Below are 12,766 nucleotides of genomic sequence, written 5' to 3'. Positions count from 1 at the left end.
GCAAATCATGAATAACAATTATAATAAAATATACAGGTTGGCGCTAAGGCCGACACCATACAAGTTAACTTTACTGTTTGCGGGCATATTATTATTGGCCTCTTCCTGCAAAAAAACAGATTACCTGAACATCAACGATGCCAATAGACCCGCGCTTGCTGCTCATATCAGCTTTGTAAATGCAAGGCCGGTAAATGCAGGTATCCAGTTTTGGACTTATACCACACAGGTAACCAAAGCCGCTGTAGCCGTAAATGCCAAAACAGATTACCTTGATACCCAATTTGGCGATGTGCAGATCAATTTTACGGAGGGTACCAACACCTCATACAAAGCATCGCGCCAGTTTGGCAACAGTGCCGCTTTTACAACAACAGGCGGCCCTAACGGGCCTATAGCCGCTTACTATCATACTGTATTCGCAGTGAAAAACACCAAGGCTACTGCCGATTCGCTCATCCTGTTTTATGACGACCTGAGTGCGCCGGCTGCCGGCAAAGCCAAAGTAAGATTTGTGCATCTGGCACCCGGCAATGCCGCCGTTGATTTTGGAATAGCCGGGCAAACCGCCTTGTTTACCAATACAGTGTATGGTCGAGCCGGTGGATCAGTTCTTTCCGGAACAGGATATAACGCATGGTCGCTTGGGCCCTTTGTGAGTGTTGACGCTGGCACGGTTAATTTTTCTGTCAGTAAATCTGCAGATCATTCAGTCGTGAACATACTAAATGATAAGTTAAGTAATGTTGCTTTAGCATCCGGTAAAATATATACCATTTATATCAACGGAACACCCGGCAGCACAGCTATTGGCGCTACTATCATTACCCATAATTAACAAAAATACAGCACAAATAGCAGTGATTTAATAGATGTGCCGATGAGGCCGTCCCGGTTTTGGCCGGGCGGCTTTATTTTTTAATCAATCAATTTATAATTCAACATCATCATAATGAAAAATAGTAGTCGTAGAGAATTTATAGAAAATACCTTAAAGGCAACCGTTGCCATAGCCGTGACCGGTCCACTGATTTTAAATAGCGAAAACGCGTTAGCATCTCCCAAAAGCGCAGCAACCATACCTGGCGATGTGCTGAAGTTTGCACAGGTTCCGCTGGGCTTTGACTATAAAGCATTGGAGCCACATATAGATGCGCTCACAAACGAAATACATTATACTAAGCACCATGCCGCTTACATCAAAAATGTAAATGAGGCCATTGGTGCCGAAAAGCTAACCTTTACTACCGAAAAGGAATTTTTTGATCACGCTTCGCAGCTGTCGCCCAAAGCACGTAATAACGGCGGAGGTGCCTGGAATCACAATTTTTTTTGGCAAAGCCTTACGCCAAACCCAACCGGGCCTGATGGCAGGATTAAAGATGCTTTGAATGCCGCATTTGGATCTGTTGAACAGTTCAAAGAACAATTTACACAAGCCGCGCTAACCCGCTTTGGATCGGGCTGGGTATGGTTGGTAAATGTGAACGGTAAATTAACTATTGCATCTACCGGCAACCAGGATAACCCCTTATTTGATAATGCTGCGGTAAAGGGAGTGCCTTTACTGGCACTGGATGTTTGGGAGCATGCTTATTACCTAAAGTACCAGAACAGGCGTAATGAGTACATCGCCGGTTGGTGGAATGTAATTAACTGGAACGAGGTTAATAAACGATTGGGTTAATGAGAAATACAAATAATTTTGCCCACCTAGCCTGGAAATGGCACAATCGGGTTCTCTTAAGAACATTTATCGTTTATGGCGCTGTAACTATTATACCGCTTGTTCCTTCCTTTTACAGCCAGGACTTTGATGCAGGTTTTTCAGTGGCAAACTATCCCTGGAGATGGCTGGATGTGATTAGCCAAAATAATCCCTGGTTCTTCAGCAGCCAGGGAGGTAAAAACTATATTGGCTGGTTTATCACTTTGTTAATTTGTTTGGTTGCCGGTACAGTTTGGTTATTGGTTGAAAAGCAAATCAATAAGGATAAAAATGTAGCAGATCTCAATACCGGTGATGGAGGCCTTTATAACTGGTTCTTTATTTTAGTGAGATACCAGATTGTTTTAAGAATGTCGTGGTTTGCTATTGCTAAAGTATTCCCTGTGCAAATGCCTTTTCCAACCATCAGCCAGTTAAACACCAGTCTTGGAGATTTTACACCAGGAAAACTATATTGGCTTACAACCGGGGTATCTCCGTTTTTTGAGGTTTTTGCAGGCATCTTTGAACTCACGGCCACTATTCTTATTCTTTTCAGGCGCACTACAACATTGGGGGCCCTAATGATGATCGCTATACTGCTCCCTATTTGGTTTGTAAATATTGGTTATGACGCCGGGGTGGAGCTTGCGAGCCTGCACCTGTTATTATTATCCCTATTGCTGCTTGCAAAAGATTCGACCAAATTCTGGCAGCTTCTTATCGAGCACAAAGAGGCGGCGATTAGCTATATCCGGCCGCCTGTTTTTCCGCAGCAATGGAAGAGGGTGGGGCGCATTGCACTTAAAATTGGTTTTATTTTTATTTTTCTCGTTTACCGGGGTTATCATTACGAAAAGCTCTACGCAGCGGGTAAAACATTTAAATTGCCGTTGGATAATGGGGTAGAAAGCTTTACAGGGTTTTATAATGTGGATGAGTTTAGGATAAATAACCGATTTATCCCATATTCTCCTAACGATAGCCTGCGCTGGCAAAATGTAGTTTTTGAAAAATTCAATACCATCAGCATTAAAGTAGCCAGGCCTTTTAAACTTAACACACAAAATAAGATCCGTACTACCGAGTATTACGGTAACATAGGCAGGCTGTTTTATGGTTATGACGTCGATACCGTTAAACACGTATTCACATTGAAAAACCGCGCAGATACCAGTGAAAAGACCGTGTTGAATTATACGATCCCAAAGCCTGGCAGATTTATTTTAAAGGGATTAGATGGGCATAAAGATTCGGTTTATATTGAGCTCAATCGCGTTGATCGGCAATATCCGCTTGCTGTAAAAAGAAATACAAAGGTCGCAGGCGATTGATAAGCACTGGACTGGTGTTAAAGGTTGTTCGATATAAGCGCCCTGCAAGGCTGAAAATTGGCAGCAGGTTTGCGGAGAATTTAAAGGATGTTAGCCGGATATTGCCATTAAATAATCCATGTTTTGCCGGGCGCTGTAGGATTTGCCCGCTAAGCGGACTTGCTGTCCCTGGCTAATGCCTTGCAGTTTCACTGTTTCATGCCGGACTACGGCCTTGTCACCGGATAATAACTGGTAGGCGTATTCGGAAATGATCAGGTCGTTATCCAGCTCTTTGGTTTTGGCCTGGAGCCTGGAAGCGATATTAACGGGCAGGCCCATGACCGATAACTGAGGGCCGTTATCTAAGCCAAACTCGCCGACGAAAACCTTCCCGGCGTGTAAGCCTACGCCGATTTCCAGCGGGCCGCCGTAAAAGGGCTCGGTGTAAGCTTCATTGAAAAGACTAACGGTCTGGAACATAACTTTAGCGGCCTGGTAAGCATGATCCACTGATTCTTTCAACCCGGTTTGTAAACCAAACACCACGTACAGGCTGTCCCCGGCAACTTCTACTACCCGGCCCCCGAAATTCTTCACTACCTGGTTGAACGTAGTGAATAAACGGCGAACAACCTGTATAACGGTTTGGCCTGGCTGTGCTTCCATCAGGGGGGTAAAGTTCCGGATATCCAGGAATAAGATCGCCAGTTCCCGTTCCTGGTCGGGTACAGTTGGCGCTGGGTTCGGGATTAAATAATTCTGCTCCATGGTAGTATAGACGATTAAGCTTTTAAAACATTTTATGCGGTTACTCATAAGATCAGCTTGTTGACAGGACGAAATTAACCGCAGGATGGGAGGGCTACCAGTATAATCTGGTTAACCGTTCCGGGAAACCGGTAAAAACCGGGATTGAATCGGTAAACGATTGAGCAAGCCACCTTATTTATAGTTTTGCTGACCCTTTCATCAAAGTGCTTACCAGGCGGGCATATAGAAACTAATAGCCATTCATTTCCTTTTTACTTCTCCGTATCTTTAAAGGGATCAATTTTTTTCCTTTCAGTGCCTAAAAACGCTCGGAACAGTGGAGTTTTGCCCCTCATCTTGTACCCCGATTACCAGCGTTTCACTCATGTACGCGGTAAATTTGCGTTGCCGAATAAGCGGCATAACTAATCATGATACCATTTAAGATCACCCTTAGGCTACGATATAAGTCAGCACCGTCCGTGTCCGTTTCGCCCATAACTTTGCCTACTTCAGCTATGTTATCCTTATCGTTCCGTCCCTACGATACTACCTTTGCGTTAGAAATCGGAACAGAAACAGTTAATAATTGAAATACAACAATAAATGAAGATGCTAAATAATATTGCCCGAATGGTAGCTACCGGAGTATTGATGATGCAAGTTGCTACCGCTGTCGCACAGGGCAAATCAAAAACTGACGAGAGTATACGGCCATTTAAGGTAAATATTTCCGATAGCGATGTCAGAGACCTTCGCCAGCGTATTGCAGCTACAAAATGGCCGGGAAAAGAACTTGTGGAAGATGCCTCACAGGGCGCGAAGCTTGCCAAGCTGCAGGAGCTTGCCAGGTATTGGGGAACAGCCTATGACTGGAGAAAGGCGGAAGCTAAATTAAATGCGTATCCACAGTTTAAAACCAAAATTGACGGTGTCGATATCCATTTTATCCACGTCAAATCAAAACATAAAAATGCAATGCCGCTTATTTTAAGCCATGGCTGGCCCGGATCAGTTTTTGAATTTATAGATGTTATTGAACCGCTGACCAACCCGACCGCCTATGGAGGAAAAGCAGAAGATGCTTTCGATGTTATTATACCTTCATTGCCCGGATTTGGCTTTTCTGGCAAACCGGCCACGGAAGGCTGGAATAATGATCGTATTGCGAAGGCCTGGATTGTGCTGATGGAACGCCTGGGATACAAGCGTTATGTCGCTCAGGGTGGAGACTGGGGCGCGGGTATTGTCCAAGCTATGGCACTGCAGGCGCCAAATGGCTTATTGGGTATTCACAGTAATTTACCGGCAACGTTACCTATTGAGGCAGCAATGGCTTTGGGAGGCAATACTATACCTGCAGGCTTTTCTGAAAAGGAAAGTGCAGCTTTCCAACACCTTAGCAATGCAATTAAGACCGGTGGGTTTATCTATAAAACAACAATGGAGCGAAGACCCCAGGGAGTAAGCTATGGTTTAACAGATTCACCGATAGGTCTTGCTTCATGGATTTTTTTACATCCCGGCTTCGATGACTGGTCTTATGGCAATGATCCCAAACAGCTGCCAACCAAAGATCAGGTGCTTGATGATATTTCGCTTTACTGGTTAACCAATACGGCTTCTTCTTCCGCCCAAATTTATTGGGAAAACCGAAACAATAGTATTATTAGTGCAAGTGTAATGAAATCTGATCAGATTACTATCCCGGTAGCGGTTACCACATTTCCGAACGACGTTTATGCTTCTCCGGAAAGCTGGGCACGCCGTGCTTATAAAAACCTCATCTATTACAATGAAGTTGACCGGGGCGGACATTTTGCCGCATGGGGAGAACCCCAACTGTTTGTTCAGGAGATGCGTGCAGCATTCAAATCCATTCGTTAATCCTAGTGGGAGCGGCGATGTCATTGGCTTACCCTCATTAGTTTTATTAATATATCAAATCCCTTTTAGTAAGCCCCATGAATTGTGTCGCCATTGCCTTTCAGGTAAATTCATTCTTTCATTTAACCACCTTAAATGTTGCTCATATCAAATGGCAGTTTCCTTATCCGTTTACCCGTCAGATCAAAAATGGCAGCCGTCAGTGCCGGTGCAAATGGTGGTAGCCCCGGTTCACCAACACCGCCGGCATTTGCATCATTCTCCATAATGTGTACCTCCAACAATGGCATATCATTGATTCTTGGCATTGGATAATTATAAAAATTTCGTTGTTCTACCAAACCATCTTTGAAGGTAATCTGATGAGTAGTAGCAGCACCAAGCGCCATCAATACCGAACCTTCTACCTGGGCATGGATGATATCGGGGTTTACGTACCAACCACAGTCTACCACCGCCCATACCTGATCGATTCTAATTTTCCCGTCGGCTTTTCGTGAAACTTTAACGATCTGGCCAACGGTGGTTGAAAAACATTCGGTAATCGCTACCCCGAATCCGTCACCATTCTTTTTAGATTTCCAACCAGAAACTTCCTCTAATTTATCGATCAGTTTCTGTTCCCGCTCTTCCCTTAAATATGCCCTTCTGAAATCAAGAGGGTCTTTTTTTGCGAGATGGGCCATTTCGTTAAGCAGGCTTTCAAAAGCAAAACCATTGGTAGAAGCATAAACCGACCGCCACCATACGTTCGGGATGGGCGTTTCAAAAGGTATATCCGAGAAACTTATATGCTGGATGCTTTTATAATAAGGAGCAAGAAATCCTTCAGTGGTACTGCGGTTGGGCTTATCTTTCGGTGCACCCTGCCAGTGCCCGATATTCTGCCCGGCCATTCTGAATTTGAGTGCGCTGATTTGACCGTCCTGAATCGCTCCCTGGCACCGGTAAGTTATCCCGGCCCTATAGGGGCCCTGTGTCATATCGTCCTCTCTTGTCCATACTACCTGCACAGGCGTACCGGTTTCTTTAGAAATCAAGCAAGCCTCATGCGGATAATCCATGAATGCTTTTCTCCCGAAACCTCCGCCTAAAAAGGTCATATTAACAATTACTTTTTCTTTCGGTAACTTGAATTGTGCGCAGATGTAATCCTGTACCCATTCTGGCGCCTGTATCGGTCCCCAGATCTCCAACTTGTCCGCTTGATAAAAAGCAACACAATTCAGTGGCTCCATCGCGCTATGTGATTGGTAAGGCGTTTCATAAACAACATCCAGCTTTTGGGTAGCAGCGCTTAATATCGAATCAGGATCACCCTGTTTTCTTGCGGATAAGCCTTCTTCATTATTGATAAGCTCGTTTTGCTTTTTGTAAATGTCGGCGGTGTTCACGTGGTCAAATCCGGTGTCGTCCCATTCAATCGTTAATGCTTTTCGACCCTGTATGGCAGCCCAGGTGCTATCAGCCACCACAGCAACACCATCCCTGAATGTTTGAAATACTCCGGTTTGTATCTTAAACACTTTTTTTACGCCGGGAACTTTCAGTGCCGCACTGGCATCAAAAGATTTGAGCTTTCCGCGCAATCGCGGGTTTCGCTCAACGACAGCGTACAACATGCCCGGGAGTTTAAAATCCAGCCCGAATACTGCGACACCATTCGTTTTCAAGGGGGTATCCAGCCTTGCCAGCGGTTTCCCGATCAATTTATAATCCGATCTGTTTTTCAACACAATATCTTTAGGAGCTTCCAGTTTTGATGCGGCTTCTACCAACTCGCCGTAATGGAATTTTTTGCCTGAAGGACGATGTAGCACGTGTCCTGACTGTGCATAACATTCTGATGTTGGTACACTCCACTTTGCGGCAGCCGCCGAAATGAGCATTACACGCGCTGATGCACCTAATTTAAGTAAATTTTTATAGGACCCACGAATGGTCGAACTGCCACCGGTTACCTGATTACCGTATTTCTCCCGGTTGCCCTGCGCAAAGCGGATATTGATGTCCTTCAAATTGACTTCCAGCTCTTCTGCCACGATTTGCGGGACGGATTGGTAAGCACCCTGGCCCATCTCAGCGCGGTGGCTGAATATGGTAACCTTGCCATTTGTGTCAATATGTATCCAGGCATTCATCTCTATATCCGAAGCCATCGCAGAATCGGCGGTAGCAAGTTTAGCTTCTTCAGCGTTTGAAGAGAAGTAAAGACCGACAAAAAGAGCTGTTCCGGTAAGGCCGGCGGCCCTTAAAAAGTTTCTTCTTGATATGTTACTTGTACTCATAAGGTATTGAGTTAAGTGTAAATAAATCGTTCTTATTTCCCTTTGGGTGCATACGCACCTGTTGTAAGCCAGGTGATCCACGCTTTTTTAAATGCCGCGTGGCTCATAGGTGGCAATTTGCGTCCTTCGCCAGGGTTCCAACCCGAAAGTACCAGGCCATCATCTGCGTGTTCAATCAGCTTTTTCAAGTCTTTGTGGCCGTTTTGTTTTGGATCTATCAATTGCTCAGCCAATTGGCGCGGTGTGCGGCCCTGGAAAACCATCTTCATATTTGCCGGTGGCAGGTGCCAGTTGGGATTACCGGGAGGAGTATGTAAGCCGGGGGTATTGGTAGGCTGGTGGCAATTGGAACATTTCATGGCGTATACACCCTTACCATCAATTCCTCTTTGGGGAGACATGGTATGCAGATGACTGTCGTCTCCCTGCAAAGGAATGTTGCCAGACGGGTGACAGTTCATACATCGGGCACTCGTCAGCACCGTATATACTTGTTTAAATGCCTTAACGGATGCTATGCTATCCTTTTTTACAACTGGCAGCATTGATGCATGCACCTTGCTTTTTTTGTCATCGCTATGGAGCGCAAACGCCATGATACCGACCGTCATCAGCAGAACGCTGACCACAGCGAATGCTTTCACCGGAATTTTTATTTGATGTTTCATTTGCTTGCAGCTTCCTTTCTCTGCAACTCAGCAGCTAAATGTATGGCCTTACGAATACGTTGGTAGGTTCCGCAACGACAGATATTACCTGCCATGGCGCTATCAATATCAGCATCGCTGGGATTGGAGTTTTCTTTTAACAAAACCGCAGCCGACATAATTTGTCCTGAGTGGCAATAACCACATTGCGGTACATTTTCTTCGTTCCATGCCACCTGCGCAGGGTGGTTATTATTTTCTGACAGGCCTTCAATCGTAATTACTTGCTGGCCTGCCGCACGGCTTAATTTTGTAACGCAGGAACGTACAGCGTCACCATTCAAATGTACAACGCAGGCCCCGCATTGCGCTACACCGCAACCATATTTAGTGCCGGTTAGGCCGATGACATCCCTGATTACCCATAGTAACGGCATGTTAGGATCAGCATCGACCTGGTGCTGTTTCCCGTTTACTGTAATTGTGATCATAAGTCTATTTAATTCAGTTATCTATCGTTTAAAAAGCGCTCCGGCTCTCAAACCGGAACGCCGTTACCATAATAAGGTAATCAACTAAATCACCAGTCTCATGTTGGTGATGCCTCCCGGGCTATGATGGAATACGCCATAATTTTTAATTCATTTTGCGATACTCATGCGGGGTTTGCCCAACCCGTTTCTTAAACAATCTTGTAAAATGCTGAGGATATTTAAACCCCAGTTCAAGAGCAACCTGATTAACAGTCTTATTGCCATCAAAGATCTTTTCTTTGGCCATGTTTATGAGTTTAAACTGTATATATTCCTGCGCGGTTTTGCCAGTTTCTTTTTTTACCAAATCGCCAAAATAATTTGCTGACAAATTCAATTCATCAGCGCAATAAGCAACTGAAGGCAGACCGTTGGTTTCAGGTTTATCCGACGCGAAATAATTATTTAATAGGTTTTCAAAACTTTCCAACACCCCATGCAGCACATGGTCGCGGGTGATGAACTGCCTTTCATAGAAACGAACACAATAGTCTAAAAAAAGTTCAATATTGGATACGATCAGGCGCTTGCTATGCTTATCTACACCACGCTCCAGTTCGTAATCTATCTTCGAAAAACAATCCAAAACGATATTTCTTTCCCGTTCAGATAAGTGCAATGCTTCGTTTGACTGGTAACCAAAAAAGGAATATTCCTGGATTCGCCGGCCCAGCGTTGTACCATGCATCAGATCAGGGTGAAATACAAGCGCATATCCTTTGGGTTGGTAGTATTCGCCATTACTATTGACCCCTGCCACCTGACCCGGTGCCATCAATACCAATGTCCCTTCCTGGTAATCGTAAGTATTTCTGCCATATACGAGGTCACCACATTTTACATCTTTTAAAAACACAATGTAAAAGCCAAAGTACATTTGCGAACCCTGCCTGCGGGCAGCCTTTGACAGGTCGACGACGCTAATTAATGGGTGCTTAGTTTCGTTATTATTGAATGTATTATATTCACTTATGGTGTTAAAACGTCGCATACTGTCCATAATCGCTTTCTTTTAATTCGAATTTACATTATTAATCAATGCATTGGCAGCAACTTTACCAAAATCAGTAATAATGGTAGAAATACCCGTAATCTATATCCTATCGGGGTCGATAAAACGCATGACCTTTGTATAAGTTAGCTCAAAGAAAAACATGCAAAAGGTAAAATTAAATAACGGCGTCGAAATGCCAATCTTAGGATTTGGCGTATTCCAGGTGAATGACCTGGCAGAATGTGAAAGAAGTGTGGTGGATGCGATTGAAACTGGCTATCGATTGATCGATACTGCTCAATCTTATACGAATGAAGAAGCAGTGGGCAAAGCAATCAGGCGTAGCGGTGTGGCCAGGGAAGATCTGTTTATTACAACCAAGCTTTGGATACAGTCTGACGGCTACGAAGGGACTAAAAAAGCTTTTGAAAATTCATTAAAGAAGCTTCAGCTGGATTACCTCGACCTCTACCTGATCCATCAGCCTTACGGCGATGTTTATGGTGAATGGCGCGCGATGGAAGCGCTTTATAGAGAAGGTAAAGTAAGAGCTATTGGCGTTAGCAATTTTCAACCTGACCGATTGATTGATCTGATCATTCACAATGAGATCGTTCCTGCTGTTAACCAGGTAGAAACCCACCCGTTCCACCAGCAATATGATACGCAACTGTTCATGAAAGAGAATAATGTCCAGATAGAATCCTGGGGGCCGTTCGCAGAAGGCAAGAATGATATTTTTAAGAATGAATTGCTCAAAACTATTGGCGAGAAGCATAACAAATCAATTGCCCAGGTGATCCTACGCTGGCTAACCCAACGAGGCGTTGTTGCCATTCCAAAATCAGTACGCAAAGAGCGGATGGCGGAAAACTTAAATAGCCTCGACTTTGAATTAAGCGCGGATGAGATGGACAAAATCAAAACGCTAAATACTAATGCCAGCAGTTTCTTTGATCACCGTGATCCGGTGATGGTGAAATGGCTGGGCGAAAGAAAACTGGAAAACTAAAACAACGGAATAAAAACATGAAAAAAATGCTGTTGATTACCATTTCTTTATCTACCGGGATTACGTTCGGTGCGGCGGCTCAAAACACTCCAATATTTCCAAAGGGCGAAATTGCAACTGTAAATAATCATACCGGAACAGTTTGGCTTACTGAACTCAACAAACCAGACAGTACCATTGATATCGCTATAGCAAATGCAACATTTGCACCGGGAGCAAAACTCGACTGGCATATCCATCCCTCCGGGCAGATCCTGATGATCACAGAAGGAACAGGTTATTACCAGGAAAAAGGCAAACCCATCAAGGTGGTTCACAAAGGAGATATCATTAAATGTCTTCCTGGCATTGCACACTGGCACGGCGCATCACACAAAAGTGCCTTTACCTATCTGGCAGTAAGTGCAAACAGTGCAAAGAACAAAACGGTATGGCTGCAACGGGTAACTGATGCGGAATACAACAGCGCTAAAAATTAACCAACATATAAAACTTAAAACCTAAGATTATGAAAAAAGCTATTATCGGAATGTTCCTATGTGTTGCCATTGTCCAGCTATCATATGGGCAGGCTAAATTGCCAAATTCACCAGGCACAAGCACAACTAAAGAAGAACAGGAAATACTTGAGCTCTCTAAAACAAAATGGACATGGATGGCAGACAAAAATGTAGAGTCTTTAAACGGACTGTTTGCTGAGAATTGTGTATTTGTTCATATGGGAGGGAGCTGGGGAAAGACCCAGGAACTAAATACCATTAAAGGGGGGATGATTTGGTATAAAAAAGCTGAGGTTTATGGCGCGTCTGTAAACATTTTCGGTAATACTGCCATCCTTTTAAATGATATCGATTTGCTGGCAGTAGTAGGTGGAAACGAAGTAACCCATGCGTTTATGGTGACTGAGGTATACTTTAAAGAAAACGGCAAATGGAAGATGGGTTCGCTCACTTTTTCAACGCTCCTTAGGCCTGTTAAAATGAAATAGCAATAATATTAACCGGTATTGACAGGTTTATGTGTAGAAATATTATCTTTTTCTTGCTTTTGATTGCTTTAGCAGGTACAACTGCCTGCTCAAAAGCGCAATCCATCTCCGCCAAAAAGATACTTATCATATACTTGTCCCGGACAAATAATACTAAAGCTGTCGCTCAGATCATTCAGAAGCAGGTAGGTGGAGATTTGGTCGCTTTAGAACTTGTTAATCCTTATCCCGAAGACTACCGGGCCATTGTTGCCCAGGTAGTTCGGGAAAATGAATCCGGGTTTCTACCTCCGCTTAAAACGAAGATTGACAACATGTCATCCTACGATTTGGTATTTGTTGGCTTTTCGACCTGGGGCATGCAACTTCCACCACCGATGAAAAGCTTTTTGAAGCAATATGACCTGAGCGGCAAAACTGTCATCCCCTTTAATACTAATGCCGGTTATGGCATTGGCAGCACCTTCCAAACCGTAAAAGAATTCTGTCCTAACAGTACGGTGTTGGATGGTTTTACCATCAAGGGGGGAATAGAAAGGGACGGCATATTATTCGTGATGGAAGGGGAGAAAGGAAAACAGGCAGAGACAGAAATTCAAACATGGTTAAAAAAATTAAAGCTCATTAAGTAATAAGAGGCACC

13 protein-coding genes are annotated in these 12,766 nt (G+C 44.1%); 8 read left to right on the top strand and 5 right to left on the bottom strand.

Annotated elements, in window-relative coordinates:
• The first annotated feature begins 7 nt into the window (after nt 1–7).
• From Q0R88_RS18535 to Q0R88_RS18525, 3 genes are all read left to right on the top strand, one after another.
• Entirely contained in the window at nt 8–838 is an 831-nt protein-coding gene (locus tag Q0R88_RS18535; protein ID WP_295718973.1) for a DUF4397 domain-containing protein, read from the top strand.
• Between the two features lie 114 nt (nt 839–952).
• On the top strand, nt 953–1,687 hold the full coding sequence (locus tag Q0R88_RS18530) for a superoxide dismutase (RefSeq protein WP_295718972.1): 735 nt from the start codon (nt 953–955) through the stop codon (nt 1,685–1,687).
• Nucleotides 1,687–3,042, top strand: coding sequence for a hypothetical protein (locus Q0R88_RS18525; protein ID WP_295718970.1), 1,356 nt, complete (start codon nt 1,687–1,689; stop codon nt 3,040–3,042). The genes Q0R88_RS18530 and Q0R88_RS18525 overlap by 1 nt, the downstream gene beginning before the upstream one ends.
• Before the next feature lie 90 nt (nt 3,043–3,132).
• Here the strand turns inward: Q0R88_RS18525 and Q0R88_RS18520 are convergent, their stop codons facing one another.
• Nucleotides 3,133–3,840, bottom strand: a complete 708-nt coding sequence (locus Q0R88_RS18520) for an adenylate/guanylate cyclase domain-containing protein (protein ID WP_295718968.1) — start codon at nt 3,838–3,840, stop codon at nt 3,133–3,135.
• A 540-nt stretch (nt 3,841–4,380) separates the two neighbouring features.
• Here Q0R88_RS18520 and Q0R88_RS18515 point away from each other — a divergent pair.
• Nucleotides 4,381–5,661, top strand: coding sequence for an epoxide hydrolase (locus Q0R88_RS18515; RefSeq protein WP_295718966.1), 1,281 nt, complete (start codon nt 4,381–4,383; stop codon nt 5,659–5,661).
• Between the two features lie 131 nt (nt 5,662–5,792).
• On the opposite strand, the gene Q0R88_RS18510 is transcribed toward Q0R88_RS18515, so the two are convergent.
• From Q0R88_RS18510 to Q0R88_RS18495, 4 genes are all read right to left on the bottom strand, one after another.
• A complete protein-coding gene (locus Q0R88_RS18510; protein WP_295718965.1) occupies nt 5,793–7,949 on the bottom strand; it encodes a xanthine dehydrogenase family protein molybdopterin-binding subunit in 2,157 nt (718 codons plus the stop codon).
• Nucleotides 7,950–7,981: 32 nt separating this feature from the next.
• Complete coding sequence (locus tag Q0R88_RS18505; RefSeq protein WP_295718964.1) at nt 7,982–8,617, bottom strand: hypothetical protein; 636 nt, start codon at nt 8,615–8,617, stop codon at nt 7,982–7,984.
• On the bottom strand, nt 8,614–9,087 hold the full coding sequence (locus Q0R88_RS18500; RefSeq protein ID WP_295718963.1) for a (2Fe-2S)-binding protein: 474 nt from the start codon (nt 9,085–9,087) through the stop codon (nt 8,614–8,616). The genes Q0R88_RS18505 and Q0R88_RS18500 overlap by 4 nt, the downstream gene beginning before the upstream one ends.
• Before the next feature lie 145 nt (nt 9,088–9,232).
• Nucleotides 9,233–10,129 (bottom strand): helix-turn-helix transcriptional regulator, encoded by an 897-nt coding sequence (locus Q0R88_RS18495; RefSeq protein ID WP_295718962.1) that lies wholly within the window; start codon nt 10,127–10,129, stop codon nt 9,233–9,235.
• 154 nt (nt 10,130–10,283) lie between these two features.
• Here Q0R88_RS18495 and Q0R88_RS18490 point away from each other — a divergent pair, with 154 nt between their 5' ends.
• From Q0R88_RS18490 to Q0R88_RS18475, 4 genes are read left to right on the top strand one after another with little or no spacing between them, the layout of a single operon-like run.
• Nucleotides 10,284–11,135, top strand: a complete 852-nt coding sequence (locus Q0R88_RS18490) for an aldo/keto reductase (protein ID WP_295718961.1) — start codon at nt 10,284–10,286, stop codon at nt 11,133–11,135.
• Nucleotides 11,136–11,152: 17 nt separating this feature from the next.
• The gene (locus tag Q0R88_RS18485; protein WP_295718960.1) at nt 11,153–11,614 is read left to right on the top strand and encodes a cupin domain-containing protein; all 462 of its coding nucleotides are present in this window, start codon (nt 11,153–11,155) and stop codon (nt 11,612–11,614) included.
• Between the two features lie 29 nt (nt 11,615–11,643).
• A complete protein-coding gene (locus tag Q0R88_RS18480) occupies nt 11,644–12,123 on the top strand; it encodes a nuclear transport factor 2 family protein (protein WP_295718959.1) in 480 nt (159 codons plus the stop codon).
• A 29-nt stretch (nt 12,124–12,152) separates the two neighbouring features.
• Entirely contained in the window at nt 12,153–12,755 is a 603-nt protein-coding gene (locus tag Q0R88_RS18475) for a flavodoxin (RefSeq protein ID WP_295718958.1), read from the top strand.
• Nucleotides 12,756–12,766: the final 11 nt, after the last annotated feature.

Source organism: Mucilaginibacter sp. (genome assembly GCF_025362475.1).
Taxonomy (GTDB): Bacteria; Bacteroidota; Bacteroidia; order Sphingobacteriales; family Sphingobacteriaceae; genus Mucilaginibacter.
This window is presented reverse-complemented; position numbering and strand designations above follow the sequence as displayed.

Excerpts from the sequence above, each read along its gene's own strand:
- Q0R88_RS18485 (WP_295718960.1), top strand. The coding sequence starts at position 11,153 with ATGAAAAAAATGCTGTTGATTACCATTTCTTTATCTACCGGGATTACG.
- Q0R88_RS18495 (WP_295718962.1), bottom strand. The coding sequence starts at position 10,129 with ATGGACAGTATGCGACGTTTTAACACCATAAGTGAATATAATACATTC.
- Q0R88_RS18505 (WP_295718964.1), bottom strand. The coding sequence starts at position 8,617 with ATGAAACATCAAATAAAAATTCCGGTGAAAGCATTCGCTGTGGTCAGC.
- Q0R88_RS18475 (WP_295718958.1), top strand. The coding sequence starts at position 12,153 with ATGTGTAGAAATATTATCTTTTTCTTGCTTTTGATTGCTTTAGCAGGT.
- Q0R88_RS18515 (WP_295718966.1), top strand. The coding sequence starts at position 4,381 with ATGAAGATGCTAAATAATATTGCCCGAATGGTAGCTACCGGAGTATTG.
- Q0R88_RS18490 (WP_295718961.1), top strand. The coding sequence starts at position 10,284 with ATGCAAAAGGTAAAATTAAATAACGGCGTCGAAATGCCAATCTTAGGA.
- Q0R88_RS18525 (WP_295718970.1), top strand. The coding sequence starts at position 1,687 with ATGAGAAATACAAATAATTTTGCCCACCTAGCCTGGAAATGGCACAAT.
- Q0R88_RS18480 (WP_295718959.1), top strand. The coding sequence starts at position 11,644 with ATGAAAAAAGCTATTATCGGAATGTTCCTATGTGTTGCCATTGTCCAG.
- Q0R88_RS18535 (WP_295718973.1), top strand. The coding sequence starts at position 8 with ATGAATAACAATTATAATAAAATATACAGGTTGGCGCTAAGGCCGACA.
- Q0R88_RS18530 (WP_295718972.1), top strand. The coding sequence starts at position 953 with ATGAAAAATAGTAGTCGTAGAGAATTTATAGAAAATACCTTAAAGGCA.
- Q0R88_RS18520 (WP_295718968.1), bottom strand. The coding sequence starts at position 3,840 with ATGAGTAACCGCATAAAATGTTTTAAAAGCTTAATCGTCTATACTACC.
- Q0R88_RS18510 (WP_295718965.1), bottom strand. The coding sequence starts at position 7,949 with ATGAGTACAAGTAACATATCAAGAAGAAACTTTTTAAGGGCCGCCGGC.
- Q0R88_RS18500 (WP_295718963.1), bottom strand. The coding sequence starts at position 9,087 with ATGATCACAATTACAGTAAACGGGAAACAGCACCAGGTCGATGCTGAT.